The sequence below is a fragment of the Acidobacteriota bacterium genome (assembly GCA_012517875.1).
Taxonomy (GTDB): domain Bacteria; phylum Acidobacteriota; class JAAYUB01; order JAAYUB01; family JAAYUB01; genus JAAYUB01.
Genome location: JAAYUB010000139.1, coordinates 33,141 through 54,610, shown reverse-complemented (window position 1 = coordinate 54,610; position 21,470 = coordinate 33,141). Strand labels below are relative to the sequence as shown.

The window sequence follows — 21,470 nt, the reverse complement described above, 5'->3', positions numbered from 1 at the left end:
ACCACGCATCAGAAGGCCCCGGATCCGGAACGGGTTCACGGCTGACGGGCCTGCATCGATCTGACTGAAAGAACATGCCTTAGTGGAACACGCTCATTGTGCCACAGCAGTCGACAAATGGCAACTTTCAGATGAGCGGTCGGGGACGAATGGTGGTAAAATCATCCCGTCCGATCCACCTCCGGAGGACCGGGGCCCTGGACATCACTCGATTTTTCAGGCACATCAAGAGACTCAGCATCGGCATGGCGGCGGTCGTGCTGCTGGCAGTCGCTTTCTTCTTCTTCATCCGACGCGGCGGCGACAACGGGCCCGGCTCTGGAGCCGCGATGCTGGATCGGGATGTCGCCAGCGACATCCGGGAGATCCGGTATGTCGAGTCACGCGACGGACGTCCCCTGTTCATCATCACCGCCCGGAAGAACGTGGCCACCCGGGGCGGCATCAACGACCTGGAAGGGATCACCGCCGTCTACCACGGGCCGCAGGGGAAACGTCAGGACCGTATCGAAGCCAGACAGTGCCGCTATTCGGTGTTGGATCAGAACGTCCGCTTCCAGGGGGATGTGCGCCTCCACTCGCAGGGCTACACCGTCATCACCTCCCGGCTCGATTACAACAAGGCGCAGGAGCAGGTGGTGAACGAGGCGGACTTCCGGCTCGAGGCCCCGGGGCTCGCCGGACAGGGGCGAGGCTTCCGGGTGTCGTTGCGCGAGCGAACCTTCCGGCTCACGCAGCCGCTGGAGTTGAAATACACGTTGCCCGACGAGGTGCGGGACCGTCCCGAGGGGCGGGAAAAGTACCTTGATCTGGCGGCCGGTTCGGGCTGGATCCTTGACGAAGGCCGAACCATCCGGCTGGAGGACGGGGTAACCTTGCGCAGTGCGCTCTCCCGTCTGACCGGCGCCGAGATGCTGGTCCGACTCGACGCGGAGCACCGCGTCCAGGAGACCGTGACCTCGGGTGCAGCGGTGTTCTCCCGCCGCGACACGGCCGGCGAGATGGAACTGGCCGGCGACACCGTCGTTTTCCGGCTCACTCCCGCCAACGACCGACTGGAATCGGTGAACGCCGACGGCCACGCACGGCTGCGGATGAACGGCGACGAGCTGTCGGCGGCGCAAATCCGCATCGACGCGGACCCCACCGGCCGGATCAGCGCCACGCAGGCGACGGGTGGTTGCCGGTTCACCGCCGCACGGACCGGCCAGGAGATGACGAGTCAGAGCCTCCGGCTGGCGATCGGCCCCGACTTGCAGCCGGAAACCCTGCAGCTGGACGGCGAGGCATCGATCAGCCAGCAGGTCGAGCGGCGTGTCAACCGCCTGTCGGGCGGCCGGATCCGGATCGCATTCCAAACCGGAACGTCCGCTCCCGCCGTCGGCCGGATCACAGTTCTTGACCGCGGCCGGGTGACCGCTACCACCGCCGGTGGTGATGCATATCAGGCGACCGCGGACGAACTTTTGGTGCAGTACGATGCCGAGGGCCGATTCCCGGCGCAGGCGGAGGGACGGGGCCACGGCGACTGCCAGCTCCACCGCCCGGCGTCGAACGAAACGACGACCATTCAAGCCGACCGCTTCCGGGTGGATTTCTTCCCCGGCAGCGCCGACGCCTCGGCGTTCGAAGCCGACGGCGCTGTCCGGTTGCACCGGACGGCGGCGGGCGGCCGATGGAGCGAGGCCACCGGTCGATCGTTGGCCGGATCGCTCCGGCCCAAGGAGCGCAACCGAATCGACACGATGGTCCTGAAGGGTGGCGTGACCTACAAGGACCCCGAGCAGCAGGTGCGGGCGGCCGAAGCCAACCTCAAGGACGATCTGCTCCGGCTCAAGGGAGAGCCGCGGTTTGAAACCGGCGGCGCCGTCACTCGCGCTGAGATTTTCGTCTATGACGTCCGGCGCCGGACGCTGGCCGGTCAGGGACCCGTGCAGACCACGATCATGCCGGGCCAGCCCGGTGCCAAGTTCGACCTGTCGGCCATGAGCAACGGTGAGGGGAAACGGGAGCCGGTCTACCTCCACGCCAGCGGGCTGGAAGGCGATGAGGCGGCCGGGCGCCTGGTCTACCGGGGCCCCTGCCGGATGGTCCAGGGCCGAAACATCCTGACGGCCGGCCAATTCGAGCTGGAGCAGCGCGGGGGCCGTTTCAGCGCCAAAGACAAGGTCCGGGGGATTTTCTTCACCCGGGACGGCCAGGGAAAGGAGCAGCGGTTCGAGATCACCTCCGAGCGGATGCAGTACGACCCCGAGCGCCGCGAGATCCGCTTCGAAGACCAGGTCAGGACCCGAACCGACCAGGGCGTGATGAGCGCCGACACCTTGGACGGCCTGTTCCGCGAGGGCGGCGGCCTGTCCGAGCTGATCGCCCGCGGCCACGTGCGGCTCAACCAGGCCGCCCGGGATGCCGCCGGCGACCAGCTGCGACTGGATCTGGCCGCCGGACTGTTCGTGCTCAGCGGTGCTCCGGCCGTCGTGGTGGACCGGGTCGAAGGCCGCACCACCCGGGGGACGCAATTGACATTCCACCGGGGGGATGATAAAATCCGCGTGGATTCCAGTTCGCAAACCATTAAAAAATAAGAATTTAACAGCATGCCCCAACTCCGAACCGAACAGATCACCAAGTCGTACCGTGGCCGCCAGGTACTCAAGGGCATCGACCTGGCGATCAACGACCGCGAGATCGTCGGATTGCTGGGACCGAACGGCGCGGGTAAAACCACCACGTTCTATATTGTCGTCGGCCTCACCCATCCCGACGCCGGGCGGGTGTTCTACAACGACGAAGACATCCTACACATGCCCATGTACCTGCGGGCCCAGAAGGGGATCAGCTACCTGCCCCAGGAGCCGTCCGTTTTCCGCAAGCTGACCGTCGAAGAGAATCTCCTGGCCATCGCCGAAACCCTCAATCTCACCGCCAGCCAGGAAGAGAAGCTCGCCAACGATCTGCTGCAGGAGTTCGGCATCGCCCACCTGCGCAAGAACAAGGCGTACACCCTCTCGGGCGGCGAGCGCCGCCGCGTGGAGATCGCCCGCTGCCTGCTGCTGAAACCGTCGTTCATCCTCCTGGACGAGCCATTCGCCGGCATCGATCCGCTGGCCGTCATCGACATTCAGAAGCTGATCGTGCATCTCAAGTCCCGGGGCATCGGTGTCGTGATCACCGATCACAACGTCCGTGAAACGCTCCGGATCACCGACCGCGCCTATATCATCCACGAAGGCCGAATTTTCCGGAACGGCACGCCGCAAGAGCTGGCGGCGGACGAGGAAGTTCGCCGCGTCTACCTCGGCGAACACTTCCAGTTGCTCTGACGCCGGCGTGGTTCCCCGCCCGCCCGCAGATCTGGTATAATGGGCCCAGAGTGACGGTTTAACGAACGCATGGTGAATAAGAATCCCTATCTCCGCCAGAGCCTGCGGATCGCCCCCATTCAGAAGCTGACCCTCACCCCGGCCCTGCTCCAGAAGATCGAGCTGGTCACCCTGCCGCATCTGGAGCTCAGCGAATTCATCAAGAACGAGCTGCTGGAAAACCCGTTTCTGGACGAGACGGCCGAAGACGCTGCGGAGAGGCCCCTTGCGGACGGACCACCGACGGCTGCGGCCGCTGACGCGGCGGAAACCGAAGAACCGGGCCGCGACTCGTTCGACGACGTCGAGATGGACAGCTACTTCCAGGAGTACCTGTCGCCCGGCTTCAAAACCGCGGAGTACGAGCATTACGAGCGGCCGGAGTACGACACATTCGCCGTGCGCCCGGTCTCGTTCTACGAGCACCTGAACTGGCAGCTGAACCTGGTCGAGACGCGGCCGGAAGTGGAGCGGGCGGCGCGGGAGATCATCGGCAACCTGGCGGAGGACGGCTACCTGCAGGTGGGCCTGGATGAGATCGCCGCCGCGGCCGCGGTCGGGGCGGCCGACGCCGCCGATGCCTTGACCCTGGTCCAGGGCTTCGATCCGCCGGGCGTCGGCGCCCGGGACCTGCGGGAATGCCTCCTCATCCAGCTGCGCTACTGGGAGGAATCCGACACCCTGGCTTACCGGGTGTTGGAGCGCCACGCCGATCTCGTGGAAGCCGGCCAGCTGGACCGGATCGCCGAACTCGAAGGCTGCCCGCCGGCTGATGTGGAGGCGGCGGTGGCGCGCATCCGCCATCTCAATCCCAAGCCCGGTCTGCAGCACCAGCCGGACAACACCATCTACATCCAGCCGGATGTCTATATCCTCAAGGTGGGCAGCAACTACGTGATCACTCTCAACGAGGACGGCCTGCCCCGCCTGCACATCAATGCCTACTACCGCCGCATCCTCGAAGGCGGGCAGGCCAACCGCGAGGACAAACGGTTCATCCGGGATAAATTTCGCAGCGCCATCGAGCTCATCCGCAACTTGGACCACCGCCGGCGCACCATTTACCGCGTCTGCGAGATCATCATCGAGCGGCAGCGCGCTTTTCTCGACAACGGCATCGCCCATCTCCGGCCGATGCTGCTTAAGGACGTCGCTGAGCAGCTGGGGCTGCATACGTCCACCGTCAGCCGTGCCGTGACCAACAAGTGGGTGCACTGCCCCCAGGGCATTCTGGAACTTCGCCAGTTCTTCACCCTGGGTTTCAAAACGGACGCAGGCGACGACATCTCGGTCCACATCCTGAAGGAGAAAATCCGGGATCTCATCGGGAAAGAGAATCCCGACCGGCCGCTGTCCGACAACGATCTGACCGACATCCTCAACCGGGACGGCATCGAGATCAAGCGCCGGACCGTGGCCAAGTACCGCGAGGAGATGGATCTGCCCAACTCCCGCTCTCGACGACGGAAAAACTAAACAAGGAGGAGCCATGAACATCGAAATCACCGGCCGCCACATCGAGATCACCCCCCCCATCCGCGAACACGTGCAGAAACGCGTCAACAAATTCACCAAGCTGGTGGGTGGCGAGTGCGATTTCCATTTTGTGCTCACCGTCGAGAAACACCGTCAGATCGCCGAGGGGGTGCTCAACACCCGGCACGGCACGTTCACCGCCACCGAGGAGTCCAAGGATCTGTATGCCTCCATCGGCACGGTGGTGGAAAAACTGGAAAAACAGATCCGCCGCTTCAAGGACCGGCGGAAGGATATCGCCCGCGGCACCGGCAAGGAGGAACTCCACGAGCGGCTGCTTCACCACTCCATCACGGACCTCGGCAGCCCGGCGGTCCTGGCGGAGAATCCGCAGGTGGTGGAGCTGGCGCTCAATCCCCGGCCCATGGCCGTTGACGAGGCGATCCTGGAGCTGCGGGAATTGGGCGGCAGCTTCGTGGTGTTCTACAACGCGCAGTCGGAGCAGATCAACGTGCTGTACCGTCGCAGCGACGGCAATTTCGGACTGATCCGCCCGTAATCCGGTCAATCGGTCATGGAGGACCACGCCCCCCAGACACAGACGCCCGCTTTGACGGTGGGCGGGTTTCTCGAGAAGAACCGGTCGTTTGTCCGGCTGGACCCAGGCTCGGATCCGGTCCTGCTGACGCGGCGCATCACCAAAAAGCGGTTGCAGAAACTCGGCATGGCCCTGGCTGGCTTCACCGAATATATCCAGGACGGCCGGATCTACGTGTTCGGAAACACCGAGGACAGCTACTGCAAGTCCCGGCCGACCGACCAGCTCCGCGACGTGATCACGAAACTGGCGCCCCGCTTGAACACCGCCCTCATGGTCACCCAGGGGCTGGCATTGCCGCCGGTCTTGGCCGAGTTCGCCCGGACGCAGGGCCTGCCCGTCCTGCTCACCGAACTGGACAGTTCCACGGCGATCTACCGGTTCACCGAATTTCTGGAAATCGAGTTGTCGCCGCGGATGATCCTGCACGGATTGTTGATGGACGTCTACGGTCTGGGCGTGCTCATCGGCGGTGAAAGCGGCATCGGCAAGAGCGAGTGCGCGCTGGAGCTGATCCTCCGCGGCCACCGGCTGGTGGCCGACGACGTGGTGGACCTGCGCAACGTGGGCGGCAAGCACCTCATTGGCGAGTCGCCGCCGCCGGTGCAGAATCTGCTCGAGTTGCGGGGCATCGGCATCCTCAACGTGCGCGAGATGTTCGGGATCTCGGCGGTCAGCCGGATGAAGGAGGTGGTCTTCTACATCGAGCTGGAGCGCTGGCACCCCCAGAAGGAGTACGACCGCCTCGGCTTCTCCTGGCAGCGGCGGGAGATCTTCGGCGTCGAGCTGCCCAGCATGAGCATTCCGGTGGCGCCGGGCCGCAACTTGTCGGTGCTGGTGGAGGTGGCCTGCCGCGTCTTCCTGATGCGCTCCAGCGGGCAACATCCCACGGGCGACCTGTACCGGACGCTGATGGATCCCAACTCATCATCAGCTGGAACCGAGGAGGTGGCACCATGATCAGCTGTGTGGTGGTGACGCACGGCCAGCTTGCCAGCGAGCTGGTGGCGGCGGCCGAGATGATCGTGGGCGAAATCGAACACATCATCCCCGTATGCATCGGATGGCATGACGACGTCAGCGAGGCCCGCGAGGAGATCGCCAAAATCCTCGGCTCCCTCGATGCCACCCAGGGGATCCTCATCCTCACCGACATGTTCGGCGGGACGCCGTCCAACCTGGCCATCTCGTTCATGGACCAGTATCGGGTGGAGGTGATCACCGGCGTCAACCTGCCCATGATCATTAAGGCGGCCAACCAGGCGGACGGCGAGACCGCCGCCTCGCTGGCCCAAAAGATCTGCGAGAAAGGCAAATCGAACATCACGGTGGCCTCCCAGTTCCTCGCCGAGTTGTGAGCGATGCCCGGGTTCCCTCCGCCGGCCGGCCCCATCCGTCCGCGGCCGGGCGCATCGTTTGACTCCGGGTGTACAATGCCGCCTTTGCGGGAATGGAACGCGCATGGTGCAGAAAGTGCTGACGGTGAATAATCCGCTGGGCATCCATGCCCGCGCCGCCGCTCGCCTGGTGGCCGCGGCCTCCCGCTTCCGGTCACGGGTCTATCTGGCCCGGCCGGACCGGCAGGAGCAGATCGACGGCAAAAGCATCCTGGGCATCCTCATGCTGGCCGCCTCCCGGGGCTCCCGGCTCCGGGTGACCGTGACGGGTGATGACGAGGCGGCGGCGATGGCCGAGATCGAGCGCCTGTTCGCGAACGCATTCGACGAAGGGATGGAATCGACATGAAGGAACTGACGGGACAGGGCGTGTCACCGGGCATCGCCATGGGCCACGCGGTGAAGGTTGACCCGGGTCTCCCGCCCGTCTTCAAGATCCGCCTCCGGCCGGACGACATTCCGGCCGAACTGCGGCGGTTCGACGAGGCGGTCGCTCGCACCACCGCCCAGCTGCAGCAGGTCGAGGCGATGCTCGAGCACGAGCTCGGCCGCCAGCACTCGGCGATGATCAGCGCGCATATCCTCATCCTGCAGGACGACCACTTCAGCGGGGCCATCCGGCGCCGCATCGCCGCCGACGCGGTGAACGCCGAGTGGGCGGTGAAGGTGGTGTCGGAGCATCTGCAGACGGTGTACGTCGGACTCCAGGACGCCTATCTCCGCGAGAAGCTCCACGACATCGCCGACATCGCCGACCGCCTGCTGCACAACATCGCCGGGCGGATCCCCAACGGCAACACCAAGCAGTACGACGACGTGATCGTGATCTGTCCGGAGATCAGCCTGTCGTTGTTCAGTGAAATCAATCTCAAGCACTTGAAGGGATTCGCCGTGGACTTCGGCGGCTGGACCTCGCACACCAGCATCATCGCCCGCTCGCTGAACATTCCGGCGGTGACCCACCTCAAGGCTGTCTCGGCGGAGGTGCACACCGGCGACTTCCTCATCGTGGACGGCAGCGGCGGTGCGGTGGTGGTCAATCCGGACCGCGAGACCATCGAACGCTTCCGCCACCAGCAGGGACAGCCAGCCGGCGAGGTCAGCGGCCCCTACTGTCTCCTGGAAGCGCGGGGAGACGACCGGCCGAGGCCGACCCCGGCGCTCGGCGCCCTGTATATCAACGCCGAACTTCCGCAGGATCTCGACGACTACGCCGGGCTGGGCGTCGCTGGAGTCGGGCTGTTCCGTTCGGAGTTCCTGTACCTGGGACGGCCGCTGGACGCCATCACCGTCGCCGAGCACGAGTCGGTCTACCGCCGTCTGGCTGAGCAGGCGTACCCGGCCACCGCCAACATCCGCACGTTCGACCTGGGCGCGGACAAGATCCCCCAACTGCGTGAGCAGTTCCATGAGACCAACCCGGCCCTGGGCATGCGCGGTATCCGGCTCAGCATCTTTCTGCAGGAAGCGTTCCGGCGGCAGCTTGAAGGGGTCATTCGGGCCAACGATCGGGGCAACCTGCGCCTGACTTTTCCGTTTGTCTCCAGCGTGGACGAGGTGCGCACCGCCAAAGCGATCCTCGCCGACGTCGCCGCGAAGGCGGACCTCCAGCACCGGCTCCCCCTACCCCTCGGCGTGATGCTGGAGATCCCCAGCACCATCTTCATCGTCGATGCCCTGGCCGAGGAGGTGGATTTCTTCGCCCTGGGCACCAACGACCTGGTCCAGTACACCGTCGCCCACGACCGCAACGCGAGCCCCGACGCATCCGCTTTTGCGCCGGCTCACCCGGCCGTGCGGCGGGGGCTGGAAATGATCTTCGCGGGCGTGCGGGATAAAGGAAAGGAGGTCATCTGCTGCGGCGAGATGGCCGCCCACCCATTCTTCCTGCTCCTGCTGCTGGCGGTGGGCTTCCGGGGATTCAGCGTGAACAAGCCCGCGCTGCCGCTGGCGCGCTACGTGCTCCGGAATGTGGATGAGCCGGCCCTGGCCCACTTCCACGCGGAGCTGTCGAAGCTGAGCACCCTGGACGCCATCGGGCGTCTGTTTCTGGAGCGGCTGCCCGAGTTCTTCCCCGAACCGTTCGCCGATACGCTCCTCGAGCTCTACCAGCTGCACGCCTGACGGCGCCTCGAGGCGCCGCCGCCGCGGGCCTCACTGCAACAACGCCTCCACCCGGGCCACAACTTCTTCGGACAGCGGGTCCGCCTTGGGCTCGAAGCGGGCGACCACGCGGCCCTGCCGATCCACCAAAAACTTGGTGAAATTCCACCGGATGGGTCCGGGGTTGGGACCGTGCGCGGTCAGGTAGGCGTACAGGGGATGCATGGTGTCGCCTTTGACGCTGATCTTGGCGAACAGGTCGAACGTAACCCCGTAGGTGCGGCCGCAGAATTCCCGGATATCCTCGTTGGTTCCCGGCTCCTGGGCGCCGAAGTCGTTGGCGGGAAACGCCAGCACCCGCAGTCCGCGATCCTTGTACTTCTCGTACAATTTTTCCAGGGGACCGTATTGGGGGGTGTACCCGCACCGGGAGGCGGTGTTGACGATCAACAGGACCTGTCCCGCGTAGGCCGAGAGCGGGCGGGGCTGGCCGTCGATGGTATTCAGGGTGAACGCGTGGACGGTGCCTTCATCATCGGAACCGGCGCCGGCATTGACCACGGCCGTCGCGATCGCCGCCAGGGCCAGCAGGAATACGACTCGGATCATGACGATCTCCTTGCATAAAGGTGGTGGGTCCGGCGGTCTGTCCCGCCGGACTGACCGGGTTTATCACACTGGACGGGGTCAGCGCCGGGCGGTGAACCAGCCGTCCACCACGTCCCAATTCAGCACATTCCAGAATGTCTGGATGTATTCAGGCCGGCGGTTCTGGAACTTGAGATAATATGCGTGTTCCCATACGTCCAGACCGACGATGGGGCGCATGCCGTCCATTTGCGGGCCGTCCTGGTTGGCGGTGGAGAGCACCTGAAGCCGGTCGAATGCGTCAACGGCCAGCCAGGCCCAGCCGGAGCCGAACCGGGTTGCGGCCGCCTGGGCGAACTTCTCCTGGAACGCACCGAACGAACCGAAGGCGTCGTCGATGGCCTGCCGGAGCTTGCCGCCGGGCACGGCGGATCCGCCGGGTTGGAGCATTTGCCAGAACAAGGCGTGGTTGAAATGCCCGCCGCCGTTGTTGCGAACCGCGGCCTGGATCTCGGCGGGCAGGGACGCGAGGTTGCGCAGCAGATCGCTGAGCGACGTCCGGTGCAGGTGTGGGTGCTTCTCGATGGCGGCGTTGAGATTGTTGACGTAGGCGGCGTGGTGCTTGGTGTGATGGATCTCCATGGTCCGGGCATCGAAGTGGGGCTCCAGGGCATCGTACGCGAATCCCAGCGCCGGCAATTGAAACGGATAGGTTTGATTGAGCAGTTTGTCCATGTCGCTTTCCCTCGTCAGACAGAATGTGAGTGCCGGAATGATGTTGCACATGATCACCGGCGGTTCGCGGGAATCCGAATCGCCGGAATGGTTTTGATGCGGGGCGGTCGGGGTGGATTCGAGGGACCGGCCGGACACCGGTCCCGCATCGGCGTCAGGAGCCGGCTGACGGGACCGGGGCGGCGGTGGCCACCCGGTCCCGGATGGCCAGAAAATCGTCCATGGGGATGTCGCGGAAGACGCGGACGATTTCGGGATCGAACTGCCGTTCGGTGTTCCGGCCGACTTCCGCGTACGCATCCTCGAAACTCAGGGCGCGGCGGTACGGCCGGTCCGAGGTCATGGCGTCCAGAGTGTCGACCACCGCGAACAGGCGGGCCTCCAGGGGGATTTGGTCTTGCTTGAGACCGTGGGGGTAGCCGCTGCCGTCGAACCATTCGTGATGGGACAGCACCACGTGGGTGGCCCCCGGCAGCGAATCGATGCGGTCGATCATGCGGGCCCCGATGACAGGGTGCTGGCGCATCACCGTCCATTCGTCGGGGGTCAGCGGCCCGGGCTTGAGCAGGATGCGGTCCGGGACGCCGATCTTGCCGATGTCGTGAAGGATGGCGCCCACCGACAGGTTGTGGATTTCGCTTCCGGCCAGACCGGCCCGGCGCGCCAGGAGCATGGCGTAGTCCCGCACCCGGATGGAATGCTCGTGGGTTTCATGCTCGCGCATTTCCAGGGCCAGGGCGAACGCGATGATGGTGTTGTCGAAACTCCGCTCGGCTTCGTGGAGCGCCTTGCGCAGTTCAACGGTCCGCTCCTGGACCATGTTCTCCAGGTTGGCCACGTAGTTGCGGTTCTCGATGACCAGAGTGCGCTTTTCGAACGTCTTCTGCAGGCTGATGGCGATGGCCTGGACGGTGAACGGCTTCTGGATGTAGTCGCAAGCGCCGAGCTGCATCACCTCCACCACCGTGGTCAGGTCGGTGCCGCCGGAGATGGCGATGACCGACGTGTCCGGCGCGTGGGTCCGCACCCAGCGGCAGAGGTCGATGCCGTTCATCCCGGGCATGTTGATGTCGGTGAACACCAGGGGCAGCCGCACCGCCTGAAGCTGCTTGGCGGCTTCCAGCCCGTCGAAGGCGCTGATGGCGGTGAAACCCAGCCGGTTGAGGATCGCCGTGAGCACGGAGTGCACCATGGGTTCGTCGTCGGCGATGAGGACGTGGCGCTCTTCGGGTCTGAGGTGGGAGAAATCCAGCATGCGGCCTCCCGGTTCAGAAAGATGATTGTACCAGATCCCCGGCGTTCGATTCACACAATTATGACGCGGTAGCGGCCGGAGGGATTCCGCGGCTGGCCAAATCACCGCGTCTGGGGCATAATGGCGGCTGATCCAGGAGGCTGTCGTGGGCCAGATCCGATCCGTCCCGCCGGTGAAGCTGTTCTGCGGCGTGCTCTATGCCGACGGCTTCCCGTGGGCGGCGGTCTTGGAGCGGCTCACATCCGCATGCGGTCCCGTCGACCGGCTGAGCGAACCGCTGCCATTCAACTTCACCGATTACTACCGCGACGACATGGGGCCGGTGGTGTGGCGCCGGTTTGCCGCCTTCGCGGGATTGGCGCCGCCGGGCGGCTTGCCCGCACTGAAAGTGACTACCAACCGCCTCGAGGCGGAGTTGGCCGCCGACGAGGCGACGGGTCTCCGCCGGCCGGTGAACCTGGACCCGGGCTACCTGGAGCAGGCCAAAATCGTGCTGGCCAGCACAAAGAATTTTGCCCACCGCGTGTACCTCGCCGAGGGCATCTGGGGCGAAGTGACCCTCCAGTGGCGGAACCGGCGCTGGGAAGCGCTCCCCTGGACGTTCCCCGACTTTCGCTCCCCCGCGTACCAGGCCTTCTTCACGGAGCTCCGCGACGCCTACCGGCGCGAACTGACCCAGGCGCAACCATGAGCCGGGTGCTGCTGGTCAATCCCTGGATCGAGGATTTCACCGCCTACGACCTCTGGCTCCGGCCGTTGGGCTTGCTGCACGTCGGCGCACTGCTCGAGGCAGCGGGCGCCGGCGTGACACTGCTCGACTGCCTGGCCCGAGAGGTGGTGGGCGGCCCGGACCGGTTCCATGCCACCGGCCGGTTCCCGTCCGTGCGGATCCCCAAGCCGGCGCCGCTGGCCGGCACGCGCCGCCACTATTACCGGTTCGGGATGGGCGACATCGATTTCGACGCCCGCCTGGCGGCGATGGCCGAGCCCGATTTTGTCCTCCTGGGCAGCACCATGACGTATTGGTACAGCGGCGTGTTTCGGGCGGCACGCCGGCTGCGGGCCGCGTTCCCCCGCGCCCGGATCGTGCTCGGCGGCGTCTACGCCGCGCTCTGCCCGGAGCACGCGCAGCGGTCGGGGCTGTTCGACGACGTGGTAGCCGCGGCGGAACCGATGGCGGCCGCCCGGGCGGTTGCCGCCATCACCGGGCTGCCGGTGGCGGCGCTCGATTCTCTCCGGCCGGCCTATCATCTCTACGGCCATCCGCTGCGGCACGCCGCCGTGCTCACCGGCTGGGGATGTCCGTTCCACTGCACTTACTGCGCCACCCCCATGATGTACGACGGGCTGCGACGCAAGGCGCCCGGAGCGGTCCTCGACGAGCTGCGGCAGACGGTGGCGGTCACGGGGGCGGGCCACGTGGCCTTCTATGACGACGCTCTGCTCGCCGACCGCGAACGTCACTTCCTGCCCATCCTGGAGGGGATCGCACGGTGGCGACCGCCGATCCGGTTCCATCTGCCCAACGCCGTCCATCCGCGCTACATCGACCGCGACACGGCCCGGCTCCTGCAAGCCGCCGGATTCGCCACCATCCGACTGGGCTTTGAGGGGATGGGAGAGGCGGCGCGGGCGCGCTCGTCCGGCAAGGTGGACAGGGGCGCGGCCGAGGCGGCGGTGGCTGCGCTGCGCGCGGCCGGTTTCACGGCGCGTGAAATGGGCGCCTATCTGCTGTTCGGTCTGCCCGGATTGGACCCGGCGGAGTTGGAAGTCGATATCCGGTACGTGCACCGGCTGGGAATTAAAATCCAGCTGGCCAGCTTCTCGCCCATCCCGGGCACACCCGACTTCGAGCGGGCACGGGAGCAGGATCCGGCGATCGGCGATGAGCCGCTCCGCCACAACAAAACCCTGACCATGCTGCGGGCCGGCGCGCGTTACCGCGACCTGCAGCTCCTCGCCCTGTCACTGAACGCCCGCCTCGCCTAACCCGCGCTCTGAATCGTAATCGTACTCGTAATTCGTTATCGCAATTCGTAATCGTCATCGTAATCGTGATCGTAATCGAGCCGTTCGAAGGTTTGATCGTTGGAATGTTCGCAGGTTCCCACGTTAGCAGGTACACAGGTTCGCGGATAGCTAACAGGATCCGGGTTCTGTGACCCAGATCCCGGAACCCAGGTCCGAATTCCGATGTCCACGTTACGGGCACGAACCTCGAGTCTCGAGCCTCGATTACGAATTGCGATTACGATGACGATTACGAATTACGAGCGCGATATCCGAAGTACGATGATCAGCAACGAGCCCCGAGCCTCCAGCCCGGCTCCTAGAACAGCTCCTCCGTCCGCTCCCCCAGATGGCAGCCTTCGTTGAGCCGGGTGATGGTGTAGCCAATATCGGCACGATGCTCCACCGTGGTGTAGGCGCCGTTGTCCAGGTAGAACTTCCAGAAGTACCGTCGTTCCAGGCCCAGGATGGCGGCCAGCGCCGCCTTGAGCACACTGCGGTGCGACACCACCGCCACAGTGGCCCCGGTATGGGCGGCCACGATCCCCGCCAGCCCCGCCTCGACGCGGGCGCGCAGGTCGTCCAGCGTTTCGCCGCCGGGGATGCGGAGGTGCTCCGGGTCGTGCACCCACTGGTGCCAGAGCTCCGGATGCTCCCGCTGGACGTCGCGCTTGGACTGCCCTTCCCACACGCCCAAGCAGATGTTATGGAACGCCGCCGCCGGCTGAACCGTCAGTCCGTGGGCGGCGGCCAGAGGCGCCGCCGTGGCCATCGCGCGGTCCATGGGGCTGGAGTAGACGGCGGCCAGCGGCAGCGTCCGGAGCGCCTCGGCCAGCCGCACGGCCTGCTCGCGGCCGTTGGCGTTGAGGGGAATGTCGGTCCGGCCGCGGAAGATATTCTCCACGTTCAGGGCGGTCTCGCCGTGTCGGATCAGAATCAGGGTGGTCGTCGCGACGGTCACGATGCATCTCCTCGGCGGGGCCGGCCCCGCGCTCAGGGGTTTTCGCTCCGCGGGGTGGGGCCGGTGGCAACATCCTCCCCGCCGGCGCTTCGCATGAAGAATGTGACGGCGTGGATGTAGAGCACCGGGAAGATCAGGTACAGCAGCTTGCGCAGTCCGTACAGGCGCGTGAACTGCTGATCCGTGTACATCAGATAAAAGCCCGCCAGCAGGGGCAGGGCCAGGCCCAGGGTCAGGAGGCCCACCAGGCGGTTGGTGGCCGGCATGCGCCGGATTCCGGACCAACCGGCCAGTCGGGTGATGACCAGCAGGAAGGCGACCACCGTCGCGGTGACCAGCAGCAACAGCAGCAGGCCGTTGAGCACCATGAAGACGCTGAAGATGGGCACCAGGGCCGACGGCGGATCTCCACGGGCCAACACCGTGATATAGTCCTGCGCCACATACAGGAACGAGGCGTACAGCAGCAGCGACACCGCCACGAGACTGCGGCCGGCGAACCCCGTGGGCGGCCCCGGGGCATTCCCTTCCGTCAGCCGGCTCCCCACGCACAACACCGCCAGCGGCAGCAGACACACCGTCAGCAGCGGCACGGTCAGCGCCCGGGTGCTCCAGACGCCCAGCACATCGCACAGGTAGGCGAAGTTGAGCTGAAAGAACGGCGTCAACAGGGCCAGCAGCAGGAAGAGCGCTCCGCTGGCCCGGCTCACGGGCCCGGCGGGTTGGAACAGGAAGAAAAAATAGAACGCGGCGCCGAGATAGACGAGCTTGACCGCCGTCTCGCAGAGGATGGAGACACTGGCCGAATTATGCCACGGGGCGGTGCTGGGCCCGGCGGTATAGACCCGTTCCGTTTCGACTCCGCTCCGGACGGTCGTGAACCGGTATGCATCCCCTTCGCGCTGGGCGATCTTGACGGCATACAGACGGTCGAGCAGCCGGTCGGTGTCTCCGTCGATGGCCGTGATGCGATCGCCGCTCCGGAATCCCGCGGTCGCCCACCGCGAGCCGGGGATGACTCCGATGACCGCCAGCGATCGGTCCTCCTCGCGGCAGTAGAGGCCGCTGTCATTCCCCTCGAGCACGGCAAAGGCCGTCAGGGTGAGCAGCCAGGCCGCGACGAGGAGTAGCGCCACCCAAAGCGCTGGCAGGAACCGGTTCACTGGCCCGCCTCGACAGCGGCCGGTTCCGGCCGCTGCAGCCGGGCGGCGGTCCGCTCCACCTCCCGGAAGTAGCGCAAGAAGTTGCGGCCGAGGATTTTTTCAATGTCCGGCTCGGAATAGCCGCGCTGCAGCAGGTGGTAGGTCACCATGGGCAGGTCCTGGCAGCCGTTCATCCCTTCGGGCATGGCCGAGATGCCGTCGAAATCGGAGCCGATCCCCACATGGTCAATTCCCGCCAACCGGACCACGTGGTCGATGTGGTCCACGAGCGCGGACACCGGCGGCGGTGGAATGGGGTGATTCTTGAAGATTCGCGTGATCTCGCGGAAATACGCGTCCATGTCGGTGGTGAACAGAGCCCGGACCCTGTCAATTTCCGGCCGGAGCCGCTCCCGCCGCTCCTCTTCCCGGCGGCCGTACTCATCGCTCAGGAAGCTGGCGTAGAAGTTCACCTGGACGACACCGCCGCGCCGGCCGATCGCGCGAATCAACTCGTCGGGCAGGTTGCGCGGGGCGTTGCAGAGCGCCCGGCAGGCGGAATGCGATGCGAAGACGGGCGCCTGGCTCGTCTCAAACAGGTCGCGCACGGTGGCGTCGGCGAGGTGCGAAACGTCCACCATGATACCCAGCCGGTTCATCTCGCGCACCACCGTCCGCCCCCAGGTGCTGAGTCCGCCGGAGGTGGGCGTGTCGGTGGAGCTGTCGCACAGGAAGTTGGATGTGTTATGACAGAGGCCGATATAGCGCACTCCCAGCCGGTGGTACAGCCGGAGCAGATCCAGCCGATTTTCCAGGATGGGCGTGCCATTTTCCAGACTGGCCAGCAGCGCCAGGCGGCCGGCTCTGGGCGCGGCCTCGACCTCGCCAGCGGTGCGGGCAAAGACCAGCGCCCCAGGGTGCCGGTCGACGGTGTCGCGCAGCGCCTCGAGCTGGCCCAGCGCCTCGGTGACCGCGTCGGCGCCCTCATGGCGGGGCGAGGTGAACGCGGCCATGAACTCGGCGTCGAGTCCGCCCCGGCGCATCTTAGGGATGTCCACGTGAACTTCGGGCGTGTCGGCGGCAAAGTTGTACTCGGCTTTTTGCATCCGACCGGTGGCGTCGCAATGGGTGTCGATGACCAGGGCGCGATGGGTCAGCGTGACGGCGCGCCGCCACAAGCCGGCCTCGTAGCCGGCCGGGGCCGGCGGCACGGCCGTCGCAGCAGGGCGGGTGTCCGCGGGCACCGCCGTAACGATGGGCAGCAGCAGCGCGACCGCGGCGGCGCCGAACAGCAACAGGCGGCGGATCAGCATCACGATCAATCTCCTGGTCGGATTGGGCCGAATCGAGCCCCAAGCGATGAGTGTACCATCTTCGAGAGTGGATGCCAACGGGGGGAACATCGCGCATGATGGACCCCGCACATCCAGTCTCGGCGCCGACACCGCCCCTGCGCTACACGGAGAGGTGGGCATGATGCCTCCTGCAGTCGATCGCGTCGCCGGCCACAAATCCATGGCTGCCTCGAACGGGCGCAGCGGGACCCGCCGGTGGAAGTCCCCGATCCGCTGCGGCGGATTGGGGGTCACACCTCTCCCCGCTTCAAAAAAAACCGGCCGGAGCATCTGCTCCGGCCGGTTGGTGGCCTTGCACGAAGGATCCGACCCGACTCACTCGTCGCCGGGCTCTGCCAGCTTGCCGCGTTCGGGGATGTAGTCCTCGGCGGACAGCTCGCCGATGTCGTGGCCTTCCGTGTTCTCGAGCATCGCCTCGGCTTCTTCCGCCCGGAGCTCGGTGATGAGCTTGAACTGGCGGTACTTCTTGAAGCCGGTTCCGGCGGGGATCAGCCGGCCCATGATCACGTTCTCCTTCAGGCCGAGCAGGTAATCCACTTTGCCGGCGATGGAGGCCTCGGTGAGCACGCGGGTGGTCTCCTGGAACGACGCCGCCGAGATGAACGAATCGGTGGACAGCGACGACTTGGTGATGCCCAGCAGCAGCGAGCGGCCGATGGCCGGGACCTTGCCCTCGCGGGCCATCCGTTCGTTCTCTTCCTGGAAGCGGAACTTGTCCACCTGCTGCTCCACGTAGAACTCGGTGTCGCCCACCTCCTCGACCTTGATCCAGCGGGTCATCTGCCGGATGATCACCTCGATGTGCTTGTCGTTGATCTGGACGCCCTGCAGGCGGTAGACTTCCTGAATTTCGTTCAGCAGGTAGCTCTGCAGCGGTTTGACGCCGAGGACCTTGAGGATATCGTGCGGGTTGATGGGCCCGCTGATGAGTGCCGTGCCCGCCTTGATGAACTCGCCCTCCTGGCAGGTGATGTAGGCGCCGCGCGGCACGAAGTACTCCTTCACGTCGCCGGTGGCGGTCTTGATTTCGATCTTCCGCTGGCCGCGGATCACATTGCCGAAGTGGACGACGCCGTCGACCTCGGTGATGACGGCAGGCTGGCGGGGCTTGCGTGCCTCAAACAGTTCCACCACGCGGGGCAGACCGCCGGTGATGTCCTTGGCCTTGGTGAATTCGAGCGGGAACTTGGCCAGGATGTCGCCGGCCTGGATGGTGTCGCCGTCGTTGACGGCCAAGTGGGCCTTGGCCGGGATCATGTACGACTTGAGCACCTCGCCCTTCTTGCCGAGGATCTCGATCTGGGGCTGCAGCTTCTCGTTGGGCGAGTAGATGATCACGCTGATGGACTTGAGCGAGACCTCGTCCTTCTCCTCCTTGACCGTCTCGTCGGGGATGATGTCCTTGAAGCGGATCTTGCCGGAGAACTCGCTCAGGAACACGTTGGAGAACGGGTCCCATTCCACGATCTTGGTGCCGGGCTCGACGATGTCACCGTCGGCGACCAGGATGCGCGCACCGTAGACGACGGAGTAGCGCTCGCGGTCGCGGCCTTTCTCGTCCTCGATGACGATGGCGCCGTTGCGGTTCATGACTGTCAGCGTGTTGCGGGCGTTGGTGATGCACTGCACGCCCTCGAACCGGACCTTGCCACGGTGCTTGATCTCGATGGTGGACTGGACCTCGGCGCGGCTGACGGCGCCGCCGATGTGGAACGTGCGCATGGTGAGCTGGGTGCCCGGCTCGCCGATGGACTGGGCTGCAATGACGCCCACCGCCTCGCCCATTTCCACCATGTTGCCGGTACCCAGGTTCCGGCCGTAACACTTGATGCAGGCGCCGCGGGCGGCGTTGCAGGTGAGCGCCGAGCGGATGAGCGCCTTCTCGATGCCGAGGCTCTCGATCTCGGCGGCCTTCTCTTCAGTGATCTCCTCGTTGCGGCTGACGATGGCCTCGCCGGTGATGGGGTTGAGGATGTCCTCCTGGGAGACGCGGCCGACGATGCGGTCGCTCAGGGGCACGATCACCTCGCCCATCTCGATGATGGCGCCGACCTCGACGCCCTCGAGCGTGCCGCAATCCTCCTGGGTGATGATCATGTCCTGGGCCACATCCACCAGGCGGCGGGTCAGGTAGCCGGAGTCGGCGGTCTTCAGAGCGGTGTCCGCCAGACCCTTGCGGGCGCCGTGCGTGGAGATGAAGTACTGCAGCACGGTGAGGCCCTCGCGGAAGTTGGAAGTGATGGGTGTCTCGATGATCTCGCCGGACGGTTTGGCCATCAGGCCGCGCATACCGGCCAGCTGGCGGATCTGCTGCTTGCTGCCGCGGGCGCCGGAGGTGGCCATCAGGTTGATGGGGTTGAACTCGCCGGTGGTGCGCTCCTTCTCCTCCATGGCCACGAACATCTTTTCGGCCACGCGGTGGGTCACCTGGCTCCAGATCTCGACCACCTTGTTGTAGCGCTCGCCGTTGGAGATGGTGCCGGCGAGATACTGGTTCTCGACCTCGATGACGTCCTTCTTGGCCCGGTCGACAATCTGCTGCTTCACAGCGGGGACGACCAGGTCGTCGATGCCGATGGAAATGCCGGCGCGGGTGGCGTAGGCAAAGCCCACCGCCTTCAGATCGTCCAGGATCTTGATGGTCACCGGATGGGGCAGGTTGAGGATGGCGTAGGTGACCAGCTTCTTAAGGCCGTCCTTGTTCAGGCGGCCGTTGATGAACGGGATGTCCGCCGGGAGGCGGTCATTGAGGATGACCCGGCCCACGGTGGTGTCGATGTAGTGGTTGGTCACATCCTGGACGGTGGCGGCGCTGATCTCCTGGTCGTCCTTAGACAGGTTGATCAGGCGGCCGGTGTAGCGGAAGCGGATCGGCGTCAGCAGCTCCACTTCCTTGTTCTCCAAGGCGTAGTAGATCTCGTCTGAACTGCCGAACACCTTGCCGGCGCCCCGGGCGTGAGCCTTGAGGCTGGTGAGGTAGAACAGGCCGAGCACGATGTCCTGCGACGGCACAGTGATGGGCCGGCCGTCGGCGGGCTTCAGGATGTTGTTCGTGCTGAGCATGATCACCGCGGCCTCGACCTGTGCCTCGGGTGACAGCGGCACGTGGACGGCCATCTGGTCGCCGTCAAAGTCGGCGTTGAACGCCGCGCAGACCAGCGGGTGGATCTGGATGGCCTTTCCCTCGACCAGCACAGGCTCGAAGGCCTGGATGCCCAGCCGGTGCAGCGTCGGGGCGCGGTTGAGGAGCACCGGGTGCTCCTTGATCACCTCTTCGAGGATGTCCCAGACGTCGGGGTGCTCGGTTTCCACCATCTCCTTGGCGCTCTTGACGGTGGAGGCGTAGCCCAGAGCCTCCAGGCGGTGGTAGATGAACGGCTTGAAGAGTTCCAGCGCCATCTTCTTGGGCAGACCGCACTGGTGGAGCCGCAGCTCGGGATTGACCACGATGACGGAGCGGCCGGAGTAGTCGACACGCTTGCCCAGCAGGTTCTGGCGGAAGCGGCCCTGCTTCCCCTTCAGGTTGTCGGACAGCGACTTCAGGGGACGGTTGTTGGAGCCGCGGATCACGCGGCCGCGCCGGCCGTTGTCGAACAGCGCGTCCACCGCCTCCTGCAGCATGCGCTTCTCGTTCCGGATGATCACCTCGGGCGCGCGCAGCTCCAGCAGCTTCTTGAGCCGGTTGTTGCGGTTGAGCACCCGACGGTACAGGTCGTTGAGGTCGGAGGTGGCGAACCGGCCGCCGTCGAGCGGCACCAGGGGGCGCAGCTCGGGCGGGATCACCGGAATGACCGTCAGGATCATCCACTCCGGCTTGTTGCCGGACTTGCGGAAGCTGTCCACGACCTTCAGCCGCTTGGCATGCTTGATCTTCTTCATGTGCGAGGACTCGGCGCGCATCTTGTCGCGCAGGTCCTTGGACATCTCTTCCATGTCCATCCGGGCCAGGATCTCGCGGATGGCTTCGGCGCCCATGCCGGCGCGGAAGTTGTCCGGGTTCTCCAGGCGGATGGTGCGGTACTCGTCCTCGGTGAGGAGGTCTCGTTCCTTGCGGCCGCTGGTGCCGGGGTCTAGGATGATGTACGACTCGAAGTAGAGCACCCGCTCCAGGTTCTTCAGGCTGATGTCCAGGAGCTGCCCGATGCGGCTGGGCAGGCCCTTGAAGAACCAGACGTGGGAGCTGGGCGAGGCCAGCGTGATGTGGCCCATCCGCTCGCGGCGGACGCGGGAGTGGGTGACCTCCACGCCGCACTTGTCGCAGATCACGCCCTTGTACTTCATCCGCTTGTACTTCCCGCACAAGCACTCCCAGTCGTTGGTGGGCCCGAAGATCTTGGCGCAGAACAGGCCGTCGCGTTCCGGCCGGAACGTGCGGTAGTTGATCGTCTCGGGCTTCTTCACTTCGCCGTGCGACCAGCTGATGATCTTCTCCGGGGAGGCGACTCCCAGGCGGATGCAATCGAAATCAGTGGTCAACCGGCGCTTGTC

The 21,470-nt window shown here is 65.4% G+C and carries 17 protein-coding genes; 10 read left to right on the top strand and 7 right to left on the bottom strand.

What is annotated here, in order from left to right; all coding sequences use genetic code 11:
* Positions 1-245 precede the first annotated feature (245 nt).
* The 8 genes from GX414_14305 to ptsP all read left to right on the top strand — a co-directional run bounded on the left by GX414_14305 (position 246) and on the right by ptsP (position 8,957).
* Positions 246-2,585 (top strand): LPS export ABC transporter periplasmic protein LptC, encoded by a 2,340-nt coding sequence (locus tag GX414_14305; protein ID NLI48271.1) that lies wholly within the window; start codon positions 246-248, stop codon positions 2,583-2,585.
* Positions 2,586-2,597: 12 nt separating this feature from the next.
* Entirely contained in the window at positions 2,598-3,323 is a 726-nt protein-coding gene (gene lptB / locus GX414_14300; protein NLI48270.1) for an LPS export ABC transporter ATP-binding protein, read from the top strand.
* Between the two features lie 69 nt (positions 3,324-3,392).
* Entirely contained in the window at positions 3,393-4,838 is a 1,446-nt protein-coding gene (rpoN, locus tag GX414_14295; GenBank protein ID NLI48269.1) for an RNA polymerase factor sigma-54, read from the top strand.
* 13 nt (positions 4,839-4,851) lie between these two features.
* On the top strand, positions 4,852-5,397 hold the full coding sequence (raiA, locus tag GX414_14290; protein NLI48268.1) for a ribosome-associated translation inhibitor RaiA: 546 nt from the start codon (positions 4,852-4,854) through the stop codon (positions 5,395-5,397).
* Positions 5,398-5,412: 15 nt separating this feature from the next.
* Positions 5,413-6,396 carry an HPr(Ser) kinase/phosphatase gene (hprK, locus tag GX414_14285; GenBank protein ID NLI48267.1) on the top strand — a complete coding sequence of 328 codons (984 nt, stop codon included), beginning with the start codon at positions 5,413-5,415 and terminating at the stop codon, positions 6,394-6,396.
* Positions 6,393-6,794 (top strand): PTS sugar transporter subunit IIA, encoded by a 402-nt coding sequence (locus GX414_14280; GenBank protein NLI48266.1) that lies wholly within the window; start codon positions 6,393-6,395, stop codon positions 6,792-6,794. Before hprK ends, GX414_14280 begins: the two co-directional genes overlap by 4 nt.
* A gap of 103 nt (positions 6,795-6,897) precedes the next feature.
* Positions 6,898-7,182: an HPr family phosphocarrier protein gene (locus GX414_14275; GenBank protein ID NLI48265.1), complete on the top strand. Its 285-nt coding sequence runs from the start codon at positions 6,898-6,900 to the stop codon at positions 7,180-7,182.
* Positions 7,179-8,957, top strand: a complete 1,779-nt coding sequence (ptsP, locus tag GX414_14270) for a phosphoenolpyruvate--protein phosphotransferase (protein ID NLI48264.1) — start codon at positions 7,179-7,181, stop codon at positions 8,955-8,957. Before GX414_14275 ends, ptsP begins: the two co-directional genes overlap by 4 nt.
* A gap of 30 nt (positions 8,958-8,987) precedes the next feature.
* On the opposite strand, the gene GX414_14265 is transcribed toward ptsP, so the two are convergent.
* The 3 genes from GX414_14265 to GX414_14255 form a co-directional block, all read right to left on the bottom strand.
* Positions 8,988-9,545, bottom strand: a complete 558-nt coding sequence (locus tag GX414_14265; GenBank protein ID NLI48263.1) for a glutathione peroxidase — start codon at positions 9,543-9,545, stop codon at positions 8,988-8,990.
* Between the two features lie 78 nt (positions 9,546-9,623).
* Positions 9,624-10,259: a superoxide dismutase gene (locus GX414_14260; protein NLI48262.1), complete on the bottom strand. Its 636-nt coding sequence runs from the start codon at positions 10,257-10,259 to the stop codon at positions 9,624-9,626.
* Positions 10,260-10,413: 154 nt separating this feature from the next.
* Complete coding sequence (locus GX414_14255; protein ID NLI48261.1) at positions 10,414-11,514, bottom strand: response regulator; 1,101 nt, start codon at positions 11,512-11,514, stop codon at positions 10,414-10,416.
* A gap of 145 nt (positions 11,515-11,659) precedes the next feature.
* Here GX414_14255 and GX414_14250 point away from each other — a divergent pair, with 145 nt between their 5' ends.
* The gene (locus GX414_14250) at positions 11,660-12,205 is read left to right on the top strand and encodes a DUF4416 family protein (protein NLI48260.1); all 546 of its coding nucleotides are present in this window, start codon (positions 11,660-11,662) and stop codon (positions 12,203-12,205) included.
* Complete coding sequence (locus GX414_14245) at positions 12,202-13,503, top strand: radical SAM protein (protein NLI48259.1); 1,302 nt, start codon at positions 12,202-12,204, stop codon at positions 13,501-13,503. The genes GX414_14250 and GX414_14245 overlap by 4 nt, the downstream gene beginning before the upstream one ends.
* 340 nt (positions 13,504-13,843) lie before the next feature.
* On the opposite strand, the gene GX414_14240 is transcribed toward GX414_14245, so the two are convergent.
* From GX414_14240 to rpoC, 4 genes are all read right to left on the bottom strand, one after another.
* On the bottom strand, positions 13,844-14,485 hold the full coding sequence (locus GX414_14240) for a histidine phosphatase family protein (GenBank protein ID NLI48258.1): 642 nt from the start codon (positions 14,483-14,485) through the stop codon (positions 13,844-13,846).
* A gap of 32 nt (positions 14,486-14,517) precedes the next feature.
* Positions 14,518-15,648, bottom strand: coding sequence for a hypothetical protein (locus tag GX414_14235; GenBank protein NLI48257.1), 1,131 nt, complete (start codon positions 15,646-15,648; stop codon positions 14,518-14,520).
* Positions 15,645-16,943: a membrane dipeptidase gene (locus tag GX414_14230; protein ID NLI48256.1), complete on the bottom strand. Its 1,299-nt coding sequence runs from the start codon at positions 16,941-16,943 to the stop codon at positions 15,645-15,647. The genes GX414_14235 and GX414_14230 overlap by 4 nt, the downstream gene beginning before the upstream one ends.
* A gap of 354 nt (positions 16,944-17,297) precedes the next feature.
* Positions 17,298-21,458: a DNA-directed RNA polymerase subunit beta' gene (gene rpoC / locus GX414_14225; GenBank protein ID NLI48255.1), complete on the bottom strand. Its 4,161-nt coding sequence runs from the start codon at positions 21,456-21,458 to the stop codon at positions 17,298-17,300.
* Between the last annotated feature and the right edge of the window lie 12 nt (positions 21,459-21,470).

Bases quoted from the DNA above. Each gene is read 5' to 3' on its own strand.
- GX414_14305 (NLI48271.1), top strand. From the start codon at position 246: ATGGCGGCGGTCGTGCTGCTGGCAGTCGCTTTCTTCTTCTTCATCCGA.
- lptB (NLI48270.1), top strand. From the start codon at position 2,598: ATGCCCCAACTCCGAACCGAACAGATCACCAAGTCGTACCGTGGCCGC.
- rpoN (NLI48269.1), top strand. From the start codon at position 3,393: ATGGTGAATAAGAATCCCTATCTCCGCCAGAGCCTGCGGATCGCCCCC.
- raiA (NLI48268.1), top strand. From the start codon at position 4,852: ATGAACATCGAAATCACCGGCCGCCACATCGAGATCACCCCCCCCATC.
- hprK (NLI48267.1), top strand. From the start codon at position 5,413: ATGGAGGACCACGCCCCCCAGACACAGACGCCCGCTTTGACGGTGGGC.
- GX414_14280 (NLI48266.1), top strand. From the start codon at position 6,393: ATGATCAGCTGTGTGGTGGTGACGCACGGCCAGCTTGCCAGCGAGCTG.
- GX414_14275 (NLI48265.1), top strand. From the start codon at position 6,898: ATGGTGCAGAAAGTGCTGACGGTGAATAATCCGCTGGGCATCCATGCC.
- ptsP (NLI48264.1), top strand. From the start codon at position 7,179: ATGAAGGAACTGACGGGACAGGGCGTGTCACCGGGCATCGCCATGGGC.
- GX414_14265 (NLI48263.1), bottom strand. From the start codon at position 9,545: ATGATCCGAGTCGTATTCCTGCTGGCCCTGGCGGCGATCGCGACGGCC.
- GX414_14260 (NLI48262.1), bottom strand. From the start codon at position 10,259: ATGGACAAACTGCTCAATCAAACCTATCCGTTTCAATTGCCGGCGCTG.
- GX414_14255 (NLI48261.1), bottom strand. From the start codon at position 11,514: ATGCTGGATTTCTCCCACCTCAGACCCGAAGAGCGCCACGTCCTCATC.
- GX414_14245 (NLI48259.1), top strand. From the start codon at position 12,202: ATGAGCCGGGTGCTGCTGGTCAATCCCTGGATCGAGGATTTCACCGCC.